The organism is Qipengyuania soli (assembly GCF_015529805.1).
GTDB lineage: Bacteria > Pseudomonadota > Alphaproteobacteria > Sphingomonadales > Sphingomonadaceae > Qipengyuania > Qipengyuania soli.
On the sequence record NZ_CP064654.1, the window covers coordinates 2,240,393 to 2,260,305 of the forward strand.

18 protein-coding genes and 1 tRNA gene are annotated in these 19,913 nt (G+C 63.1%); 5 read left to right on the plus strand and 14 right to left on the minus strand.

Going from position 1 to position 19,913, the window contains the following annotated elements:
- Positions 1-17: 17 nt before the first annotated feature.
- From IRL76_RS11180 to IRL76_RS11195, 4 genes are all read right to left on the minus strand, one after another.
- Complete coding sequence (locus IRL76_RS11180; RefSeq protein WP_200981416.1) at positions 18-1,145, minus strand: ABC transporter ATP-binding protein; 1,128 nt, start codon at positions 1,143-1,145, stop codon at positions 18-20.
- A gap of 1 nt (position 1,146) precedes the next feature.
- On the minus strand, positions 1,147-1,986 hold the full coding sequence (locus IRL76_RS11185) for an ABC transporter permease (RefSeq protein ID WP_200981417.1): 840 nt from the start codon (positions 1,984-1,986) through the stop codon (positions 1,147-1,149).
- On the minus strand, positions 1,986-2,894 hold the full coding sequence (locus IRL76_RS11190; RefSeq protein ID WP_200981418.1) for an ABC transporter permease: 909 nt from the start codon (positions 2,892-2,894) through the stop codon (positions 1,986-1,988). Before IRL76_RS11190 ends, IRL76_RS11185 begins: the two co-directional genes overlap by 1 nt.
- A gap of 83 nt (positions 2,895-2,977) precedes the next feature.
- Positions 2,978-4,084, minus strand: coding sequence for an ABC transporter substrate-binding protein (locus tag IRL76_RS11195; protein ID WP_200981419.1), 1,107 nt, complete (start codon positions 4,082-4,084; stop codon positions 2,978-2,980).
- A 141-nt stretch (positions 4,085-4,225) separates the two neighbouring features.
- Here IRL76_RS11195 and IRL76_RS11200 point away from each other — a divergent pair, with 141 nt between their 5' ends.
- Positions 4,226-5,122 carry a LysR family transcriptional regulator gene (locus tag IRL76_RS11200; protein WP_200981420.1) on the plus strand — a complete coding sequence of 299 codons (897 nt, stop codon included), beginning with the start codon at positions 4,226-4,228 and terminating at the stop codon, positions 5,120-5,122.
- A gap of 22 nt (positions 5,123-5,144) precedes the next feature.
- On the opposite strand, the gene IRL76_RS11205 is transcribed toward IRL76_RS11200, so the two are convergent.
- The 6 genes from IRL76_RS11205 to IRL76_RS11230 all read right to left on the minus strand — a co-directional run bounded on the left by IRL76_RS11205 (position 5,145) and on the right by IRL76_RS11230 (position 11,893).
- Positions 5,145-5,654, minus strand: a complete 510-nt coding sequence (locus IRL76_RS11205; protein WP_246449718.1) for a YybH family protein — start codon at positions 5,652-5,654, stop codon at positions 5,145-5,147.
- A 110-nt stretch (positions 5,655-5,764) separates the two neighbouring features.
- Positions 5,765-7,165, minus strand: a complete 1,401-nt coding sequence (locus IRL76_RS11210) for a glutamine synthetase family protein (RefSeq protein ID WP_200981421.1) — start codon at positions 7,163-7,165, stop codon at positions 5,765-5,767.
- On the minus strand, positions 7,162-8,508 hold the full coding sequence (locus tag IRL76_RS11215; protein ID WP_200981422.1) for an aspartate aminotransferase family protein: 1,347 nt from the start codon (positions 8,506-8,508) through the stop codon (positions 7,162-7,164). Before IRL76_RS11215 ends, IRL76_RS11210 begins: the two co-directional genes overlap by 4 nt.
- Positions 8,505-9,776: an NAD(P)/FAD-dependent oxidoreductase gene (locus IRL76_RS11220; RefSeq protein ID WP_200981423.1), complete on the minus strand. Its 1,272-nt coding sequence runs from the start codon at positions 9,774-9,776 to the stop codon at positions 8,505-8,507. The genes IRL76_RS11215 and IRL76_RS11220 overlap by 4 nt, the downstream gene beginning before the upstream one ends.
- 2 nt (positions 9,777-9,778) lie before the next feature.
- Entirely contained in the window at positions 9,779-11,128 is a 1,350-nt protein-coding gene (locus tag IRL76_RS11225; RefSeq protein WP_200981424.1) for a glutamine synthetase family protein, read from the minus strand.
- Between the two features lie 60 nt (positions 11,129-11,188).
- Positions 11,189-11,893, minus strand: a complete 705-nt coding sequence (locus IRL76_RS11230) for a TorF family putative porin (protein ID WP_200981425.1) — start codon at positions 11,891-11,893, stop codon at positions 11,189-11,191.
- Between the two features lie 202 nt (positions 11,894-12,095).
- On the opposite strand from IRL76_RS11230, the gene aptA reads away from it, so the two are divergent.
- Together aptA and IRL76_RS11240 are read left to right on the plus strand one after the other, a co-directional pair.
- Positions 12,096-13,436 carry an omega-aminotransferase AptA gene (aptA, locus tag IRL76_RS11235; RefSeq protein WP_246449720.1) on the plus strand — a complete coding sequence of 447 codons (1,341 nt, stop codon included), beginning with the start codon at positions 12,096-12,098 and terminating at the stop codon, positions 13,434-13,436.
- Positions 13,437-13,509: 73 nt separating this feature from the next.
- The gene (locus IRL76_RS11240) at positions 13,510-14,712 is read left to right on the plus strand and encodes an MFS transporter (RefSeq protein ID WP_200981426.1); all 1,203 of its coding nucleotides are present in this window, start codon (positions 13,510-13,512) and stop codon (positions 14,710-14,712) included.
- A gap of 45 nt (positions 14,713-14,757) precedes the next feature.
- On the opposite strand, the gene IRL76_RS11245 is transcribed toward IRL76_RS11240, so the two are convergent.
- Positions 14,758-14,844: transfer RNA gene (locus IRL76_RS11245), tRNA-Leu, on the minus strand.
- 171 nt (positions 14,845-15,015) lie between these two features.
- On the opposite strand from IRL76_RS11245, the gene IRL76_RS11250 reads away from it, so the two are divergent.
- Entirely contained in the window at positions 15,016-15,966 is a 951-nt protein-coding gene (locus tag IRL76_RS11250) for a complex I NDUFA9 subunit family protein (protein WP_200981427.1), read from the plus strand.
- 110 nt (positions 15,967-16,076) lie between these two features.
- Here the strand turns inward: IRL76_RS11250 and IRL76_RS11255 are convergent, their stop codons facing one another.
- Entirely contained in the window at positions 16,077-17,735 is a 1,659-nt protein-coding gene (locus tag IRL76_RS11255) for a YadA C-terminal domain-containing protein (RefSeq protein WP_200981428.1), read from the minus strand.
- 244 nt (positions 17,736-17,979) lie between these two features.
- Between IRL76_RS11255 and IRL76_RS11260 the strand changes: the two genes are divergently transcribed.
- Positions 17,980-18,273 carry a MarR family winged helix-turn-helix transcriptional regulator gene (locus IRL76_RS11260; RefSeq protein ID WP_200981429.1) on the plus strand — a complete coding sequence of 98 codons (294 nt, stop codon included), beginning with the start codon at positions 17,980-17,982 and terminating at the stop codon, positions 18,271-18,273.
- Between the two features lie 112 nt (positions 18,274-18,385).
- On the opposite strand, the gene IRL76_RS11265 is transcribed toward IRL76_RS11260, so the two are convergent.
- Positions 18,386-18,853 carry an NfeD family protein gene (locus tag IRL76_RS11265; RefSeq protein WP_200981430.1) on the minus strand — a complete coding sequence of 156 codons (468 nt, stop codon included), beginning with the start codon at positions 18,851-18,853 and terminating at the stop codon, positions 18,386-18,388.
- 5 nt (positions 18,854-18,858) lie between these two features.
- A complete protein-coding gene (locus IRL76_RS11270) occupies positions 18,859-19,875 on the minus strand; it encodes an SPFH domain-containing protein (RefSeq protein WP_200981431.1) in 1,017 nt (338 codons plus the stop codon).
- Positions 19,876-19,913 lie beyond the last annotated feature (38 nt).

Below are 19,913 nucleotides of genomic sequence, written 5' to 3' on the forward strand. Positions count from 1 at the left end.
TTCCTCTCCGCTCCGTCTCAGTTCAGCAGCACCACGGGACTGTCGGCCCGCCAGTGCATAGAGACCTTGTCGTGCCAGTCGAACGTGTCCTGGTCACGGCGCGACAGGTTCGGGCGGGAAACGCGGATCGCCGCCCCGCCTTCGAGCACGATGTCGTAAAGCGTGATGTCGCCCAGGTAACTGATGCCCTTGATCTCGCCACGGGCGAAATTGTGTCCTTCGGGCGCATCGATCGCCGCGCCGTGAACGGCCTTCCCGGTGCCGGGCGTGTGAAGGTAGATCTTCTCGGGTCGCAGGGCCACCCAGACGTCGGCGCCGTGCGGGCCTGTGACCCCGTGATTGAGGTAGACCTTGCCGAAACCCGGACAATCGACTGCTGCGCGATCCGGCTCGTCGAGCGTCAGCTTGCCTTCGAAGATATTCACCGAGCCCACGAAATCGGCGACAAAGCGGTTGGAGGGATATTCGTAGAGGTCTGACGGTGTCGCCAGCTGCGCAACGTCGCCCTTGTTCATCACCGCGATGCGGCAAGCCATCGAAAGCGCCTCGTCCTGGTCGTGGGTGACGGTGACGAAAGTGATCCCGACCTGCTCCTGCAGTTCGGCCAATTCCATCTGCATCTGCGTGCGCAGCTTGGCGTCGAGCGCCGAGAGCGGCTCGTCGAGCAGGAGCACCTTGGGCCGCATCACCAGACTGCGGGCGAGTGCGACGCGCTGGCGCTGGCCGCCCGACATCTGGTCGGGCATTCGCTCCTCGAAACCGCCGAGCTTGACGAGGTCCAGTGCCTCGCGCACGCGGTCCTCGCGCTCGCCGCGCGCGACGCCGGCGATCTTCAGGCCGTATCCGACATTGTCCGCCACCGACATGTGCGGGAAGACCGCATAGCTCTGGAACACCATGTTCACCGGGCGACGATTGGGCGGCACGTGCGCCATGTCCTGGCCGTCGATGAGGATCTGCCCCTCGGTCGGCAGTTCGAAACCGGCGATCATGCGCAGCAGCGTGGTCTTTCCGCAGCCCGAAGGTCCGAGGAGGACGAAAAACTCGCCCGGCAGGATGTCGAGGCTGACGTCGTCGACCGCGGTGACCTTGCCGAAGCGTTTCGAGACATTGCGGATCTGGATGATGGGCGTGGTGTCGGTCATCTTAGTGGCTCACGGCTATGTTCTTGCCCTGCAGGCGCAGGGCCACTGCGGTCAGCACCACCGTGAGGACGATCAGGATGGTGGATGCAGCGTTGACTTCGGGGGTCACGGAGAAGCGGACCATGGAATAGACCTTTACCGGGAAGGTGATGGTGTCGGGCCCGCTGGTGAAGAAGGTGATGACGAAATCGTCGAGGCTCAACGTGAAGGCGAGCAGCGCGCCAGCCACCAGCGAGGGGCGCATGTGCGGCAGCAGCACGTCCTTGAAAGCCTGCCAGTCGCTCGCACCCAAATCCTTGGCCGCTTCCTCCTCCTCCTTGTTGAAGCTCGCCAGGCGCGAGCGGACCACCATGGTCACGAAGGGGAAGCAGAAGGTGATGTGGGCGATGGTGATCGCCCCGAGATTGAGCGGCCAGATAAGGTTGTTGGGCCATTCGATCCAGGCGAAGAAGATCAGCATGGCCACACCGAGGCAGATCTCCGGCACGATGATCGGTAGCGAGATGGTCCCATCGACTGCACCCTTCCATGGGAAACGGAAGCGCCATAACATGATCGCCGCCATCGAACCGATGACGAGGCTGGCCAGCGTCGCCAGCGCGGCAATGGTCAGCGAATTGAGTAGCGCTTCGACCAGCGTGTCGTTGTTCAGCGCCTTCTCGTAATACTTGGTCGTGAAACCACGCCACACGACGTTGCGCTTGGAATCGTTGAAGCTGAAGATCATCAGCACCAGCAGCGGCGCGTAAAGGAAGACCATCACCGCACCCACCCAGGCGCGCATCCATAGCGTGCGGGTGTATTCGAGCGGGGCACGGGGCGTGCGGGCGAAGAGAGCCATCAGCGCGTCTCCCCGGCGTTCTTCTTGCGCAGGCTTTGCAGCGCAATGAGGATGAACATGGCGTAGATCAGCAGGAAGGACAGCGCCGCGCCGAACGGCCAGTCATTGGCCCGCTTGAACTGGCGCTCGATGACATTGGCGATCATCTGGCTTTCGGTGCCGCCCATGAGGTCGGGGGTGAGGTAGGCGCCGAGCGCGGGAATGAGGGTAATCATCACGCCTGCGATCACGCCGGGCATGGCAAGTGGCACGACGACTTTGAGCAAGGTCCGCAAATGGCCTGCGCCAAGGTCGAGGCTGGCCTCGATCAGGCTCTTGTCCAGCCGGTCGAGCGCCGAATAGAGCGGCAGCACCATGAAGGGCAGGTGGACGTAGACGAGCCCGATCACCACGGCGAAATTGTTGTAGAGCAACTGCACCGGCTCCCACGTAGGCAGTGGTTGCAGCCCGACCAGCGTCTTTGCCCAGCTCGCACTCTCCCAGAACCAGCCCAGCGTACGGTTTGCATAACCTTGCGTGCCAAGCATGATCATCAGGGCGTAGGTGCGAATGAGGAGGTTGGTCCAGAACGGCAGCATGATGCCGAGTAGCAACCAGGGCCGCCATTTCTCGGATACGAAGGTCAGTGCCATCGCAACCGGGAAGCCGACCACCAGGCAGATCGCCGTGACCAGCGCGGCCACGCCGAAACTCTTCAGGAAAATCTCGAGATAGAGCCAGTCGGTGGCGCGCTTGTAATTGTCCAGCGTGCCTGAAATCTCGATATCGGTCAGGCCGATATTGCTGCCGAAGCTGTAGAGCCAGACGAAGCTCATCGGGACGATGAAGAACAGCAACGTCCATGCAAGCGGTGGTGCGGAGACCACCCAGAACGCCTTCTTGTCCGACTTCCAGTCCTGCTCTGCCACTTAGCCCTCCCGCAGGGGTCGACGTCCCGCAGAGCGGGAGGCCGCACCCCCGATAGTGAGAATGTCCTCTCCGCTCTTGCGGATCAGGACGCGCGAACCCGAGTGAAGGCCTCTTCGTAGAGGGGCTGGAGCTCAGGATTGAACTTTGCGTATTCGCATTTGGCCAGCACGTCGGCAGGCGGGAAGATGACCGGGTTGTTCTTGTAGTCGTCGGGCATCAGCGCCTTCGCCGCGGCATTGGGCGTCGGGTAGAGGATGGTTTCGGTGATCTTCTTATCGACCTCTGCATCCATGATGTAGTTGATGAAGGCATGCGCATTCTTCGGATGCGGCGCGCCCTTGGGGATGCACAGCGTGTCCGAATTGAGCTGGCTGCCCTCCTTCGGAATGATGAAGTCGATGTCGTCGTCCTCGACCATAGCCTGGGCAATGTCGCCATTGTATTCGAGCACCAGGTCGACATCGCCCTTGAGCAGCAGGTCCTGCCCGTCGTCCTCGTGGAACTTCTTGATGAAGGGCTTCTGCTTGATCATCATCGCTTCGATGGTCTTGATGTCCGCAGGGGTTAGCTCATTGACCGACTTGCCGAGATACTTGCCGTAGAGACGGAACATGTCGCCCGCTTCGGAGAGCACGGCGATGCGGCCCTTGTACTCGTCGGAATCGAACAGGACCTTCCAGCTGTCGGGCTTTGCCTTCACCTTCGACTTGCGATAGCCGATGCCGAGCGTCAGCCAGGTGTAGGGCATCGAGTACTTGCGTCCGGGGTCGTACTCGACGTCGATGAAGGAGGGATCGATATTCTTCATGTTGGGCAGCTGGGAATGGTCCAGCTCCATCAGCATGTCGGCCTGGATCATGCGCTCGACGAAGTCGTTCGAGGGCACGATCACGTCGTAGCCGGGATTGCCCGCGCGGAACTTGGCGAACAGCACGTCATTGCTGTCGAACAGGTCCATCTTGACCGAGATACCCGCGGTATCCTTGAAATCGTCGAGCGTGGTCTCGCCGATGTAGGTGTCCCAGTTGTAGAAATTGAGCACGCCTTCCTCACCGGTGGAGGCCTTCTCGGCACCCTTCTTCGTGCATGCGCCAAGCCCGGTGACGGTGATGCCGATCGCCGCGACGCCCATGCCCTGCAGCAGCGAACGGCGACCGATCCTGCCACTCGAAAGGTCAAACTTGCTCATTGGAATCCCCCACTCTGGTTCGAGAATGGAACGGCTCCGCCCGCGGCCGCGAACGAATCCCCTCCGGCACATGTGCATCAAGCACTTCCTAACGGAAATCTACCAGTCTATATTTCGACCCGAGAGCTATCGGAAAAAGCGATGAACATCACCTTCCGGCAAATTCGCTACTTCATAGCCGTCGCCGAGGCGCGGTCGGTTTCGGCCGGGGCAAGCGCAGTGGGCATCTCGCAATCGGCAGTGACCGATGCGATCCGCCAGCTTGAACTCGAAACCGGGGTGACCCTGTTCTACCGCCATCCCAAGGGCGTCACACTGACGCGCGAGGGGCACAAGTTCCTGCGCCACTCTCGCTCGATCATCAATTCGGTGGCCGACCTTGCCGGGGGCGTGGGGCAGGAACCCATCGCCGCGACCGGCAGCGTCCGCATCGGCGTGACACCGGTCGTGACCGGCTATTTCCTTTCCGACATCCTCTCACGCTTTCGTCGCATGTTCCCGCAGATTACGGTCAACCTCGTCGAGGACAAGCGGGACTATATCGAGCATTTGCTGGTCAATGGCGAGCTCGACTTCGGCCTGCTGATCGTCTCCAACTTGGAACAGCGCGCGGCGATCGATTACGAGACGCTGATCCGCTCCGAATGCCGCGCCTGGGTTGCCCCGTGGCATGCGCTGTCCGAAACCGACGTGCTGAGCCTGGCCGATCTGGAAAACGAGCCGCTCGTGGCGCTATCGCTCGACGAGATGGAGGGGCTGATCGAAGGCATCTGGTCCAAGTTCGACCACCCGCCCCATGTCACATACCGCACCAGTTCGATGGAAGGGGTTCGCAGCCTCGTCGGCACGGGCGCGGGCATCACCCTTCTGCCCGACCTCGTCTACCGCCCATGGAGCCTCGACGGCGACCGCGTGATCGCCAAGCGCCTGCGCGAAAGCCTGCCCACGGTCGACATCGGCATCGCCTGGCGCCGCCTCACGCGACACAGCGAACCTGCCGCGCTTTTCAAGGAAGCGGTTCACGAGCAGCGGCGCTGAGCGCGAGGCAGGTTCCGCCCGCTCAGCCTCCGCCTGGTGGCAGGTCGCTGTTGATGATGTCTGCGGCGGCTTTCCACTCGCCTTCGACCTTCCGCCAGACGACGACGTATTTGCCGATCTCGACCTGCTCCTTGCCATCGGGTGCCACTGTGAGGCGATAGGTCCCCCTATCCATGGCCAGATCGCCTGATGACGACACCACGATCTGCTCTGGCGAAATGGCGAGGTCGAAGCCCGGCGTCGCTATCAACCCGGCCCAGTTCTGTTCGATCGCAGCGCGGCCCTTGGCGATGGGCGCATTGGCCGGCATGAAGGCCCCGTCTTCGACATAAAGCTGCGCGATCGCGGCAGCGTCCTTGGCCTTGATGAGATCGTGCCAGCGCGCGACCTGCGCACGTATGGCCTGCTCCTCGGCGGCGGTGTCGGCCGGGGCTGCAGCCTCGGGTGGCACGGCGGTCGCTTGTTCATTAGGGGTGTCGCAGGATGCGAGCGTCAAACTCGTCGCAACCAGCAGCATCAGGCGGATATTCATGGCATCCCTCCCAACTGTATCGAGGCAGGGAAATTACCACGCAAAGCCGCGTCCCGATAGACAACCCGACGGGTTAGTCCTCGTGGCTGGCTGCGAGGGAGCTTTCGCGCTTACGCGTTGTGCATGTACCAGCTGTAGTCGAGTTCGGTGACCTCGCCGAAGAAGCGGGTCATCTCGACTTCCTTGACCGTGCTGTAGTGCGTGACGAAGCGGTCGCCGAGATAGTCTCGCATCCGCGGCGAAGTCTTGAACGCCTCGATTGCCGTCGCCCAGTGGTTGGGCAGGCGATAGTCCTCGGGTGCCTGTTCGTAGCCATTGCCGACGATTGCCGGGCCGGGATCGACCTGGTTGGTCATACCGTAATGCATCCCCGCCAGCACCGCCGCTACTGCGAGGTAGGGGTTGGCGTCAGCGCCGCAGATGCGGTGTTCGACATGGCGCGAGGCGGGCGAGCCGGCGGGCACGCGCAAGGACACGGTGCGGTTGTTGACGCCCCAGGTAGGCGCGACCGGCGCGTAGCTGTTGGCCTTGAACCGGCGGAAGCTGTTGGCATTGGGGGCGAAGATCGCCATCGATTCCCCTAGGAAGTCCTTCATCCCGCCGATCGCGTGGCGCAGCAGCGGCGAACCTTCCGGGTCCTCGCTGGCGAAAGCGTTGTTGCCATCCTTGTCGTTCATCGAGACATGGAGGTGCATCCCGCTGCCCGCCTGCTCGACGAAGGGCTTGGCCATGAAGCTGGCGATCATGCCGTGTTGCGCGGCGACGCCCTTGACCAGTCGCTTGTACATCACCGCATCGTCGGTTGCGCGCAGCGCGTCGGGCTTGTGCCGAAGGGTCAGCTCGAACTGGCCGGGGGCATACTCGCTGATCCCGGATTCAAGAGGGATGCCTTGCACATCGCAGGCGGCGTAAAGGTCGTCGAAGAACGGCTTGAAGTCCTCCATCTCGCGAAGGGAATAGACTTCATTGAACTGCGGCTGGTCTCCACTGATGAGCCCGCGCGCAATCGCTGGGCGACCGCTGCCGTCTTGTTCGAGCAGGAAGAACTCCAGCTCCACCGCCACCACCGGGGTCAAGCCATCGGCGGCCAGACGGTCGATCACGCTGCCCAGCACGTGACGCGGGTCGAGATCGTTGGGCGTTCCGTCGAGTTCATAGAAGCTGGTGGTGAACTGCGCCGCGCCCTCGCCCAGCCAAGGCGCGCGGACCAGCGTCCCCGGCACCGGCCAGCAGCGGCGGTCGGCATCGCCGTCCTCCCAGACGAGGCCCGTCTCCTCGCAATCCTTGCCGGTGATGTCGATGACCAGCACCGAACCGGGCAGGAAGCGGCCGTCTTCGTACACCGCCAGCGCCTCGTGCTGGCGCAACCGCTTGCCGCGCGGAACGCCCGACATGTTGGTGAACATGATGTCGATCGCGTCAATATCCGGATTTGCCTCGAAAAAGGCCTTGGCCTCCGCCGCATCGGCGATGCGGTTGGAACTGTGCGGCGGGTTCGAATTCTTGGTCATGCGGTCAATACCCCGAGGCAATCGTCCAGCGTCGCCGCCAGCCGGCCGACTTGTGCGTCGGTCGTGGCGGGGCTGACAAGTGTCATGTTGTGGAAGGGCGCGATCAGCACGCCCCGGTTGATGAAGAACAGGTGGATGGCGTGTTCGAGTGGCCCCTGCATCGCGGCGCGCGCTTCGCTGCCGTTGCGCGGTGCCTGCGGTGCGCAGATGAACTCGCCCCGGGCGCCGACATGGACGACCTGCCAGTCGAGACCGTGCGCGCCGATCACCGCGCGCAGTTCCTCTGCCAGCCGGCCGGCGAGCGGGAGCATGTGATCATAGGCCTCGGGCGTCATCACCTTGGTCAGGCAGGCGCGCATGGCAGCAAGCGCGAGCGCATTGGCAGACAGCGTGGTGCCAATGCCGGAATGCCCGCTCTCCCCCTCGGCGCGGACACGCTCCATGCGTTCGGCCACCTCGGCGGAAAAGCCGTAGACCGCACAAGGGACGCCGCCACCGACGGGTTTGCCGAGCACGAACATGTCGGGCATCGGACCATAGGTCGCAGTGTGCCCACCATAACCGCTCGAAATCGTGTGCGTTTCGTCGAACACCAGCAGCGTGCCGTGACGGGTGCACAGGTCGCGCATTGCTTCGAGATAGCCGGGATCGGGCAGGACCATGCCGACATTGGTCAGCGCAGGCTCGGTCAGCACGGCGGCGACGTCGCCGGTCGCAAGTGCAGCCTCGAGCGCCTCGAGGTCGTTGAACTCGACCACCCTGGTGTGTTCGCGCACGTCGTAGACCTGCCCGACCAGCGACTTTCGCAGTTCGGGAACGCCGTTCCTCAGGTCGACGAACACATCGTCGACCGCGCCATGGTAGCAGCCGTTGAAGACGAGGATCTTGTCGCGCCCAGTGATGCCGCGACACCAGCGAATGACTGCACGGTTGGCTTCGCTCGCGGTAGAGGTCACCTGCCAGAACGGCAGGCCGAAGCGCTTGGCCATTTCATCTGCCACGACCGGCGCATCGGCGGTGGAGAGCATGTAGGTGAGCCCACGCGTCGCCTGTTCGCGCAGGGCCTTGGCAACCGGCGCGGGCGAATGGCCGAACATCGATCCGGTGTCGCCCAAGCAGAAGTCGTCATAGCGATGTTCGTCGACGTCCCACAGTTCCGCCCCTTGCGCACGCTCGGCGAAGAGCGGGAACGGCGTACCCCAGTCGAGCATCCAGTGGAACGGGACCCCGCGATGCCAGTGCCGTGCGGCCTGCTTGCCGAGAGAAGCCGAGCGCGGATTGGCGGCAATGAAGCGCTCCTGCTCGGCAGCCAGCATCCGCGAAATGGCGTCAGGCGAGATCATAGCCGGTCCCTCAGCGCATAGTAGAGCATGCCTGCTACATGTAGCGGATGGCGTAGTAGTGGCCCGCCGGGAAATGGATGTGTCGGCAGACTGGCCATGAGGTCGAAGTGCTCGGCGGTGCCGCGCATCGCCTCGACCACCAGTTCACCGGCGAGCGTCGTCAGAAGAACTCCATGGCCCGAATAGCCATGGGCGAAGAAGCTGTTCCCAATCCGCCCGAAGTGGGGGAGGCGGTTCATGGTGACGCCGATGGTTCCGCCCCAGGCATGATCGATCTCCACACCGCGCAATTGCGGGAAGACACCTTCCAGGTGCGGGCGGACGAAAGCGCGGACGTCGCGCGGTGGCTTGGGCGTGTACTTCTCGCCCCCGCCGAACATCAGCCGGTTGTCGGGCGTGCGGCGGTAGTAGTTGAGCACGAAGCGGCTCTCGGCGATCGAGGCGTTCGACGGGATCAGCGCCTCGGCCTCGGATGGCGTCAGTGGCCGGGTGACCACATTGTAGTTCACCACCGGCATCATCATCCGGCCGAGCCTGGGCTCGATCGAGCCGATGTCGGAATCGCATGCGAGGATGCCGTGCTTCGCCTCGACCCGCCCGTGGGGGGTGGTGACTATCACGGGGCTTCCATGATCGACGTCGAGCGCGGCCGTATCCTCGTGGATGGCCACCCCTGCGGCCAGCGCCGCACGGGCAAGGCCGAGGGCATAGTTCAGCGCGTGGAGGTGTCCGCCGTTGGCGTCGTACATCCCGCCCGCGTAGGCATCGCTTGCGACGATCGAAGGCAGCTCGGCCTTATCGACCACCCGCGCGCCTTCGTAGCCGATGAGGCGCTGGAGAAGTTCGAGCTCGTCGCGCATCTCGTCGAGGTGCGCGGCCTTCCATGCAGCGTGAAAATGCCCGTCGCGCAGTTCGCAGTCGATCGCGTGCTTGGCGATCCTGCGCCGGACCGAGGTATTCGCCGCCATACCGATCTCGACGAGGCGCTTGCCCTCGTCCGGACCGAAGCGCTCGACGAGTTCGGGTGCCGACCAGCGCATCCCCGGAATCATCTGCCCGCCATTGCGGCCCGAGGCTCCCCAACCGATGCGATGCGCCTCTAGCAGGATGACCGAGTATCCGGCCTCCGCCGCGCTCAGTGCCGCCGAAAGGCCGGTGAAGCCCCCGCCGACCACCACGACGTCCGCCGTGGCAGTGCCCTCAAGCCGCGGCTGGCGGTCGAGTTGGGCTGCGGTCGCCGCATACCAGGAGGACGGATAGTCGGACATTGTCAGACACGGAGCAACAGGTGCTCGCGTTCCCACGAGCTGATGACCGACTGGTAGGCGTAAAGCTCGGTTTCCTTGATCGCGTAGAAGACCTCGAAGAAGTCCTCCCCGAGATACTGGCGCACCTGCTTGCACTTGCTGAATCGATCGAGTGCACCTTCCAGCGTGCGCGGCAGGGTCCGCGCGCGGTTGTAGGCATTGCCGGTCACGCTCTTGGGCGGCTGCATCCGTTCGACCATGCCGACGTAGCCGCAGATGAGCGACGCGGCGATGGCGAGATAGGGATTGGAGTCTGCACCCGGCAGGCGGTTCTCGATCCGGCGATTTGCCGGGTCGGAGATCGGGATGCGCAAGCCGCAGGAACGGTTGTCGCTGCCCCACTGGACATTGATCGGCGCCGCGCTGTCGGGCCTCATGCGGCGGAACGAGTTGACGTTCGGCGCGAACATCGGGGTGATCTGCGGCAGCAGCCGGGCAAGCCCAGCAATGTGGCTGCGGAAAAGGGCGCTGTCGCGACCGTTCTGCGTGGTGAAGACGTTCCGGCCAGTCTCTATGTCGAGGATCGACTGGTGGATGTGCATCGCACTGCCCGGCTGGTCGGACATGGGCTTGGCGAGGAAGGTCCCGTAAACACCGTGCTCTAGCGCGACCTGCCGCACGATGCGCTTGAACAGCAGCACTTCGTCGGCCAACTCCAGCGGATCGCCATGGACGAAATTGACCTCGAGCTGGGCTGCGCCGGCCTCGTGGATCATAGTGTCGATGTTGAGATCGGCCTTCTCGCAGAAATCGTAGATGTGCTCGATGATGTCCTCGAACTCGCCAAGCGCTTCGAGGCCGAAGGGCTGGCTCGCCGTTTCCGGTCGCCCCGAGCGGCCTGCTGGCGGGACCAGCGGGAAGTCAGAATCGAGGTTCTTGGAGACGAGATAGAACTCGACCTCGGGCGCGATCACGGGCTTCCATCCGCGCTTCTCGTAGAGCGCCAGGACGCGCTTCAGGATCGCGCGGGGCGCGATTTCGACCGGGTCATTCTTGCCAGTGTAGGCGTCGGCGATGACATAGGCAGTAGGGGTCTGGAACCCCGGTGCCTCGCGCAGCGTGGTCGGGTCCGGCACCAGCGTCATGTCCGGATCGTAGGGCAGGACGATGTGGTCGACATCGTCCGGATATTCGCCCGTTACCGTGACCGAGAAAACGCTGACCGGAATGCGCAGCGTGCGATCTGTCAGCGATTTGAGAAACTTGTTGGCGGGCAAGACCTTGCCGCGCTGGATCCCGTTCATGTCGGGAACGATGCATTCGACTTCGCTGATCCCGCGTTCGCTGATCCAGCTGGCGATGTCGGTACTCATGATTGTCCTGTCTGGACCGGCCCGGGCTCTTCCTTTCGGAAGACCCGGGCCGTATCCGGGTTAGAATGCGAAGGACAGGCCCGCGACCACGGTCGCATCACCAAGGCTGGTGAAACTGTGGGCCGTATCCACATAATCGAGCGTCGCGGTGAAGCCGCTGCCCAGATCGTAGCTGGCGCCGATCAGCCAGTCCTTCTTGTTGTCGGCAAAGGCGCCGTCCTCGATACCGAAGGTACCGTGGACCGAAATCGGGGAATCGCCGATCGGCATTTCACCCGAGATGTAAACGTAGGTGTTGTCTTCGTCGCCGAGGTTTTCCTGGCTCGGGGCATAGGCGACACCAAGGGTCACCGTGCCCGGGCCTACCGCCGTCCCGATCGATCCGAGCAGTTCGACGTAATTGTAGTCGCTGAAGTCCGGATAGAGATAGTAGACCGCACCGACGTCGATGCTGATCGCGCCGACGTCGGCGGCATAACCGGCGTAAAGGTCGAGTTCGAGATCGTCGGCACCATCCTCGAGTGCGACGTTCGAGGCCCACACCCCGGCGTAAAGGCCGGACTCGTGCGAAACGCTGAGTTCCGCGGTTACTTCGGGATCCTTGTCCGACAGCGAAATGCCGCGGAAGCGATAGTCGGAGTTGACCCCGATTTCGCCGTCGACTTCCCAGGCGCCGGTCGCTTCCTCGGTATCTTCATCCTGTGCCATCGCCGCGGTCGACGCGAACATGAGCGGCAGTGCCGCCATTGCAATGATCTTGCGCATCCTCAACTTGCCCTCCTCAATATCGGGTAATGTTATCGAGCCACGCGCGGTTTTCCCGCAGGCGGCCTCCCGTATCCCCGGATATTCACCAAATCCACCAATCCCGCCATCGAGATTAATCGGAGCTATTACTATCGGTTTTTCCGATGGGTGTCTCGCTGGCGATTCTGTTGGATGGCTTCGGGGAGGCCAATTATCCAGCATGGGTCAAACGATCACCGGAGCCACCATGGCCGAGCGCAACGACCTGTCCGCCTTCTGGATGCCCTTCACCGACAACCGCGGCTTCAAGGCACATCCGCGCATGTTCGTCTCGGCCAAGGGGATGCATTACACTTCTGCCACCGGCCACCAGGTGCTCGATGCCACAGGCGGGCTGTGGTGCGTCAATGCCGGACACGGACGGGAAAAGATCGTCGAGGCGATCCGTGCCTCTGCTGGCGAGCTCGACTTCGCTCCGACTTTCCAGCTGGCCCACCCGCTGGCATTCGAAGCCGCATCCAAGCTGTCGATGATCATGCCCGAGGGGCTGGACCGCATCTTCTTCGCCAACTCCGGCTCCGAGGCGGTCGACAGCGCACTCAAGATCGCGCTCGCTTATCAGCGGGCTCGCGGCCAGGGCAGCCGCACGCGCCTGATCGGTCGCGAGCGGGGCTATCACGGCGTCGGCTTCGGCGGCATTTCGGTGGGTGGCATCGTCAACAACCGCCGACAGTTCGGCACGCTCCTCAATGGCGTCGACCACATGCGCCACACGCATGACCTGGGCCGCAATGCCTTCTCGCGAGGCCTTCCCGAACACGGCGCCGAGCTTGCCGACGACCTCGAGCGGATCGTGGCCCTGCACGGCGCAGACACCATTGCAGCCGTCATAGTCGAGCCGGTGGCAGGTTCGACCGGCGTGCTTGTTCCCCCGGTCGGATATCTTCAGCGCCTGCGCGATATCTGCGACCGCCATGACATCCTGCTGATCTTCGACGAGGTCATCACCGCCTTCGGACGAGTGGGCAAGGCGACCGCCGCCGAACGTTTCGGCGTCACTCCCGACATCATCACCATGGCCAAGGGCCTAACCAACGCCGCGGTCCCGATGGGCGCCGTGGCGGTTCGTCGCGAAGTTCACGACACGGTGGTCGACAATGCGCCGGCCGGAATCGAACTGTTCCACGGCTACACTTACAGCGCCCACCCGCTGGCTTCGACAGCAGCCATCGCCACGCTCGATCTCTACCGCGAGGAAGGCCTGTTCGAGCGGGCGATAGAGCTTGAGGATTACTGGGCCGATGCGATTCATTCGCTGAAGGGCGCCCCGCACGTCATCGATTGCCGCAACATCGGGCTCATTGGTGGCATCGAACTCGAACCGCGTCCCGGCGCTCCGACCAAGCGGGCGATGGAGATCTTCCACCGCGCTTTCGACGAGGGCCTGCTGATCCGCGTCACGGGCGATATCATCGCGCTCTCGCCCCCACTCATCCTCGACAAGTCGCATATCGACGAGATTGTCGGCAAGCTGGCGAAACTGCTGCCTGCCATCGGTTGACCCCGCTGGCTCGGGGACGGGAGCGCCCGGAGATATTGGTAGCCGCAGGATAGGTCGCTAGTGTTCGGCCGGCATGCACACCGTCACGCCCGACCGACCGCACCACCAACAGCAGTCGCTGCGCTTCCTCATGCTCTACGCGCTGGCGGCGGCCGGTGGCTCTGCGGCCTATGCGCCTTTCCTCACGCTCCTGCTGCCGGTGCGGGTGACCGGGCAATGGGGCGCGCAGGGGCTCGAAATCCTTTCCTACACGGCGTTTGCTGGCGCGGTCGCGGCAAGCATTGCCAACATCGTCTTCGGGTGGCTCAGCGACAGGACCCGGAACCGACGCGGCTGGATACTGGCCGGCGTGTTCGTCTCGGGCGTCCTGCTCGTTGCCATGCAGCATGTCGAGACGGTCGCGAGCCTCCTGGCGATGATCGTGCTGTGGCAGGTCGGGCTCAACATGATGCTCAACCCGCTCCTTGCCTGGGCCGGTGACTGCGTGCCCGACGAACAGAAGGGACTGCTGGGCGGGCTGTTGTCGATCGCTCCGGCGCTGGGCGCTTTCACGGGCATGATCATCACCTATCCCGGCCTCGCGGGAGGCGATACGAGGCTGGTCCTCAACGCCGTCATCGTCGCGGCAATGATCCTGCCGGTGGTCTTCTTCGGTCGCCCGCGTCCGATGCCGCATCTCGTCACGGCCATGCACGAGGAAGGCCGGCCCGCGGAGCATGCGAAGGACGAGCCTGTCCGGCGGATGTGGATTGCGCGACTGCTCGTCCAGATTGCCGAGGCGGCCCTCTTCGCTTTCCTTCTCCTGTGGTTGCGCAGCATCGACGGGACAATGACCGACAATGACACCGCCCGGGTGTTCACGGTCGTCCTGATAGCATCGGTGCCGCTCGCACTCGTCATCGGCCGCTGGTCGGACAAGGTAGACCGCCCGCGCCTGCCGTTGACTGTGACGGCGGGAGGGGCGGCGCTTGGCCTCGTCGCACTGGCTGGGGCGCACACCGGCCCGACGGCCATGGCGGCCTATGTCCTCTTCGGGGTCATGGCAGGCATCTTCCTCGCACTCCACTCAAGCCAGACCCTGCGCGTCTTGCCGCGCCCGGGAACGCGCGGGCGGGACCTCGGGATCTTCAACCTGACCAACACCGTGCCGTCGCTGGTGATGCCTTGGATCGTGCTAGCGCTCATCCCAGCCTTCGGGTTCCAGGGGCTGTTCCTCCTGCTGGCAGGACTTTCGGCAGTTGCCTGCCTGCTACTCGCCACAATGCCACGCATCTGACGAGAGCGCCGAGCGTCCCCGACCGGGTTTTAATTCCTCGGAAAGTGGTGCCCAGAAGAGGACTCGAACCTCCACGCCCTTGCGAGCGCCGCCACCTGAAGACGGTGCGTCTACCAATTCCGCCATCTGGGCACACATGCTGGCCGAGGATCATCGTCGTCCCGGCCGGGTAGGAGCGCGCCACTAGCGAAGGGGTGCGATTCTTGTCAACTGCAATCGGCGGGGCGGAACGCTTGCGAAGCCATGAGGGTTGTGGCTAGGGGCGCAGCGAAGATTCCCAGGGACTGGAAACGGACGATTTCGATGGCGAAGGTCAGTGCATTGAACGGCAAGCTGGTGGTGCTGATGGGCGGCAGCGGCTTCATCGGCAACTATGTGGCGCAGGCCCTGCTCGAGCGCGGGGCGCGCGTGCGGATCGCCAGCCGCAACCCCGAGCGTGCTTTCCGCCTCAAGCCGCTCGCCAACCTCGGCCAGATCCAGTTCGCCCGATGCAATGCCTCCGACCGCAGGAGCGTGGAAGCCTGCGTGACAGGCGCAGATGCGGTGGTGAACCTGATCGGCACCTTCGATGGAAATCTGTCGCGTATCATGGGCGAGGCGCCGGGCTGGATGGCAAAGGCAGCGAAGGCGCAGGGTGCACAGGCCTTCGTCCACGTCAGCGCGATCGCCGACGAACCCGACGAGGACACGGTGATCGAATACGCCGCCGCAAAGAAGCTGGGCGAGGAAAGTGTGCGGGCAGCCTTCCCCGGGGCGACCATCCTGCGACCCTCGATCCTGTTCGGGAAGGACGACAACTTCCTCAACATGTTCGCAGGGCTGATTTCGAGCTTGCCGGTCCTTCCGGTCTTCGGTCCCGACGCGAAGATCCAACCGGTCTATGTCGACGACGTCGCCGAAGCTGTGGCACGTGCGCTCGAGGATCCGGCGGCCCACGGAGGCAAGACCTACGAAATTGCAGGGCCCGAGGTCCTTACCATGATGGACCTCAACCAGCGCATTGCGGCAGCGCAAAACCGCAAGCGCAGCTTCCTGCCCATACCCGATGCGGGCTCGGCTCTGTTCGCCGCCCTGCCCGGTACGCCGATGTCGTCCGACCAGTGGAAGCTTCTGAAGCAGGGCAGCATCGCTTCAGGCGCACTGCCGGGGCTCGAGAAACTCGGCATTGCCGCCAAGCCACTCGGCCTGTTCCTCGATAAGTGGATGGTTCGCTACCGCAAGCACGGGCGTTTCGCCGACCGCCTGAGCGCATAATCCGCGAGCGGATCCTGGCTCTCGCCCGCATTTGACAATGCACAAAAAAGTGGTCCGGCGCCTTACGACACCGGACCACCAAGTATGCGGTCGAATTAACCGGACTGTGATTACCAGCCGAAAATCACACCGACGCGACCGCCGATCTTGCCATTCTTGTTCAGACCGCCACCGACACCGGCAGTCACAGCAACGTTGTCGCTGACGCGGAGGCCCATGTTGGCCGCGACTGCGTTCGCGCCCTCATAGAAACCGCCGGTCACCGCGAGGTTGAAGCGCATGTCGGGCAGGAAGGCCATGCCGCCGAGCGCGATGGCCGTAGCGGTCGAGCTCGAAATACGATCATCGAAGTCCGCGATACGAGTCTCGAGAACATCGACGCGGTTGGAAACGGTGTCGATACGGTTCGAGAGCGCTGTGTCAGCAGCGATGCGGGCGTTGGTTTCGCTGGTGATGGTATCCAGCAGAACGGTGTCGGCTGCCGCGCGGGCGTCAGCTTCGGCGACGATGGCTTCGCTGTTGGCGGTGATGCGGGCGTCATGCTCGACGAGGGTCGCTTCGTTCGCGGTAACGCGCTCGTCGAGAACGACGATCGCTTCTTCGTTCGCGGTGATGCGGGTCTCGTGGTCGACGAGAGTTGCTTCGTTGGCCGTGATGCGGTCCTCGTGGTCCACGAGCGCAGCGATCACTTCGACTTCCGAATTCGTCTCGGCAGCGCGCGGATCGCCGAGAAGTGCCTGCGAGGCTGCGGCAATCGCCGCGTTCTGGTTTTCGGCGGCACCGACCAGCACTTCCTGAGCACGGATGAACGTGTTCGTGACATCGTCGAGGCCAGCAAACTGGGCTTCGGCGGCGGCGAGGTCCTGGTTCGCGGATGCCGCATCGGCGGTCAGGTTCTGCAAGCCGTCGGCGCTTGCGGTATAGCCGGCATCGGTGATCGCATCGACGAAGTCGGTGTTCGAGGCAAGCGAGGTGTCGAGATCGCTGACAGCCGTCGAAAGGCCATCAGCTGCGGCAACGCGCGTGTCGACAGCTGCGTCGAACGCGACCTGGGCTGCATCGAGCGCATCTGCGGCGGCAGTGGCATCCGCAAGCGCAACCGTACGGTCGGCCTCGGCTGCCGAAAGGTCCTGCTGCGCTTCGGCGCGGGCGACGAGCGCTGCGTTGAGAGCCGCAAGGTTTGCGGTGCTCTGGTCTGCGTCATAGGCAGCCTGCGCAGCGGCGACATCATCGCTTGCGGCACTCAGTGCAATGTTGGCGTCGGTCACCGACTGGTTGGCTGCTGTCAGTGCGTCGGCCGCATCATTGTAGGCTGCATCGGCAACGGTAACGACGTCTGCGGCCGCGGCTTCGGCTGCCGCAGCTGCCGCGAGGTCGGCTTCGGCAGTGGTGACTGCAGCGAAGGCGTCGAGATTGTCCTGGGTCAGCGAGGCAGTAACGGCTGCTTCAGCGCCGTTGAGCGCGGTCGCGGCATCCGTCGCTGCATCGACATCGGCCTGCGCGGCATCGATCTGGTCCTGCGTAGGCGCGGTCTGTTCGATCTTGCTGTCGAGATTGTCGTAGGCGCCGTCGGCAATGCCGCTGTAATCATAGGTGCTGAGGGCAACGTCGACATCGGTGGGCTCGGTACATTCGACGCCGAAGCCGGTGTAGACGGTGCAAGCTTCCTGTGCTGCGGCGGGTGTTGCGCCTACGAGGCCGATCGCGGCAGTGCTGGCAAGGAGGCCTGCAGCGACAGCGCTGCGGCCTGCGTTATTATGAGTACGCATATTAAATCCCTCATTGAATAAATAACAAATGTTAAACCAGACGTTCCTCTGGGCCCGGTTGTGTATTGTCAAAGGGATTTGGAATTTCATTGGTATCTGTTTTGCGTATTCAAATTATATGCACAAACGCATGTTTTTAAATATATCATTCTGCATTGCGCATTACTTTAACCATGTCTAACGCAGCGCATTCAGGGGATTTGGGGAAATCGCCTATTAGTATAATTCAGGGGCATCTAATTCCGTGCCGGATCTATGTAGTGAAGTATCGCAGCTCTCGACGGAGCTGGAAAAAGTTGGCGTCGACCTTTTTGCAGTCGACGGAAAGATCATCTTCTATCTCATGAATAACGGTTCCTCGAGAATTAAGGAGATCATGCTTGCTACTGGCTCTTCATACCGCGGCTTCTACCTGGCGCTCGAGCGGCTCAAGAATAAGAAGCTGATCGATTCAGAAGTCGATCCAGTGGATCGCCGCGCACGTGTTATCCGACTGGCGACCCCTACACCTGCGCCGTCCGTCCATCGCGGGAACTAGCCTAATCCCCTCCCCAATCCATGGGGATTGCATCCGTTTCGGATCTGATTGCAGGCGGGGCAGCAGCCCTTCACCTGATCCGCGGGACTAAAGTCTGCGGAAGAGTTGCGGCCTAAGCCTCGTCAGGTGCTTCTGCTGTCAACCTGGCAATCGGTTCGACGAGCAGTTCGGCGCCGCTGTTGCCGGTGATGCGCACGCGCTCACCTGCGGCAGCGTCTGGTCCACGCGCAATCCATTCGCTGTCGCCGACACGTACCCGGCCCGATCCGCTTTCGATCGCTGTGGTGACCAGCGCGGTTTCGCCGACCAACCGTCCGCCCCTGTTGTTAAGCAAGGGATCCGTGCTTTCGATCGGCCGCTCACGCAGCCAGCGCTTGGCGGAAAAGGCGAAGACCAGCGCCAACGACACGAAGGCGATGACCTGCACGGCCAATGGCGGACCGGAAACGAAGGTGATGGCCGCAATCACGATGGCCGCAGCGGCAAGCCAGATCAGGTAGACGCCGGGAACCAACATCTCCAGCACGGCCAAGGCAAGGCCGAGGATCAGCCAGATCCAGTAGTGTTCGATCCCGTCCATGTGCTTCAGCCCTGGTCGCCCGATCGCGGCACGGTCGGCCGCTGGACGGGCGCACGCACGGCTTCACGCGGGCGCTGCTGCGGAATGGCGGTGCCTGCATCGACCGTGCCTTCAGGCTTGTCGAACGTGCTGCGGACAAGCTCCCCGATCCCGCCGAGAGAACCGATCAGCTGGGTCGCCTCAACCGGGAACAGTATGGTCTTGGCATTGGGGCTCTCGGCGAACTTGCCGACCGCCTTGGTGTATTCCTGGGCCACGAAGTAGTTGATCGCCTGGCTGCCCGAAGAAGCGATAGCGTTGGACACCAGTTCGGTCGCGCGGGCTTCGGCTTCTGCCGCACGCTCGCGCGCCTCGGCATCGCGGAATGCGGCTTCGCGCTTGCCCTCAGCCTCGAGGATGGCGGACTGCTTGCGGCCCTCGGCACGCAGGACAGAGCTGGTCTTGTCGCCCTCGGCCTCGAGGATTTCCGCGCGCTTGAGGCGTTCAGCCTTCATCTGCCGGGCCATGGCCTCCGAAATGTCGAGCGGCGGGCGAATGTCCTTGATCTCGACGCGAGTGATCTTCACGCCCCAGGGCGAGGTCGCATGGTCGACCACGCTCAGCAGGCGGGCATTGATCTCGTCACGCTTGGACAGCGTCTCGTCGAGGTCCATCGCGCCCATGACGGTGCGCAGGTTCGTCGTCGTGAGCGCCATGATCGCCTGGTAGAGGTTCGACACCTCATAAGCCGCCTTGCCCGCATCGAGCACCTGGAAGAAGACCACGGCATCGACCCCGACCATGGCATTGTCGGCGGTAATGATTTCCTGGCCCGGGATATCGAGCACCTGCTCCATCATGTTCACCTTCTGCCCGACGCGGTCGATGAACGGGACGATCAGGTGGAGGCCCGGGTCGGCCGACATGGTGAAACGCCCGAAGCGTTCGATCGTGTAGACGTAACCCTGCTTCACCACGCGCACGCCCATCATCAGGAAGACGAGCGTCAGCAGCACCAGCATGCCAAGGAAGATTTCAGCCATAATCAAAGACCCCTCTGTCTGACCGACATGGTAGCGGC

Excerpts from the sequence above, each read along its gene's own strand:
- IRL76_RS11180 (WP_200981416.1), bottom strand. The coding sequence starts at position 1,145 with ATGACCGACACCACGCCCATCATCCAGATCCGCAATGTCTCGAAACGC.
- IRL76_RS11185 (WP_200981417.1), bottom strand. The coding sequence starts at position 1,986 with ATGGCTCTCTTCGCCCGCACGCCCCGTGCCCCGCTCGAATACACCCGC.
- IRL76_RS11195 (WP_200981419.1), bottom strand. The coding sequence starts at position 4,084 with ATGAGCAAGTTTGACCTTTCGAGTGGCAGGATCGGTCGCCGTTCGCTG.
- IRL76_RS11200 (WP_200981420.1), top strand. The coding sequence starts at position 4,226 with ATGAACATCACCTTCCGGCAAATTCGCTACTTCATAGCCGTCGCCGAG.
- IRL76_RS11205 (WP_246449718.1), bottom strand. The coding sequence starts at position 5,654 with ATGAATATCCGCCTGATGCTGCTGGTTGCGACGAGTTTGACGCTCGCA.
- IRL76_RS11210 (WP_200981421.1), bottom strand. The coding sequence starts at position 7,165 with ATGACCAAGAATTCGAACCCGCCGCACAGTTCCAACCGCATCGCCGAT.
- IRL76_RS11215 (WP_200981422.1), bottom strand. The coding sequence starts at position 8,508 with ATGATCTCGCCTGACGCCATTTCGCGGATGCTGGCTGCCGAGCAGGAG.
- IRL76_RS11220 (WP_200981423.1), bottom strand. The coding sequence starts at position 9,776 with ATGTCCGACTATCCGTCCTCCTGGTATGCGGCGACCGCAGCCCAACTC.
- IRL76_RS11225 (WP_200981424.1), bottom strand. The coding sequence starts at position 11,128 with ATGAGTACCGACATCGCCAGCTGGATCAGCGAACGCGGGATCAGCGAA.
- IRL76_RS11230 (WP_200981425.1), bottom strand. The coding sequence starts at position 11,893 with ATGCGCAAGATCATTGCAATGGCGGCACTGCCGCTCATGTTCGCGTCG.
- aptA (WP_246449720.1), top strand. The coding sequence starts at position 12,096 with ATGGGTCAAACGATCACCGGAGCCACCATGGCCGAGCGCAACGACCTG.
- IRL76_RS11240 (WP_200981426.1), top strand. The coding sequence starts at position 13,510 with ATGCACACCGTCACGCCCGACCGACCGCACCACCAACAGCAGTCGCTG.
- IRL76_RS11250 (WP_200981427.1), top strand. The coding sequence starts at position 15,016 with ATGGCGAAGGTCAGTGCATTGAACGGCAAGCTGGTGGTGCTGATGGGC.
- IRL76_RS11255 (WP_200981428.1), bottom strand. The coding sequence starts at position 17,735 with ATGCGTACTCATAATAACGCAGGCCGCAGCGCTGTCGCTGCAGGCCTC.
- IRL76_RS11265 (WP_200981430.1), bottom strand. The coding sequence starts at position 18,853 with ATGGACGGGATCGAACACTACTGGATCTGGCTGATCCTCGGCCTTGCC.
- IRL76_RS11270 (WP_200981431.1), bottom strand. The coding sequence starts at position 19,875 with ATGGCTGAAATCTTCCTTGGCATGCTGGTGCTGCTGACGCTCGTCTTC.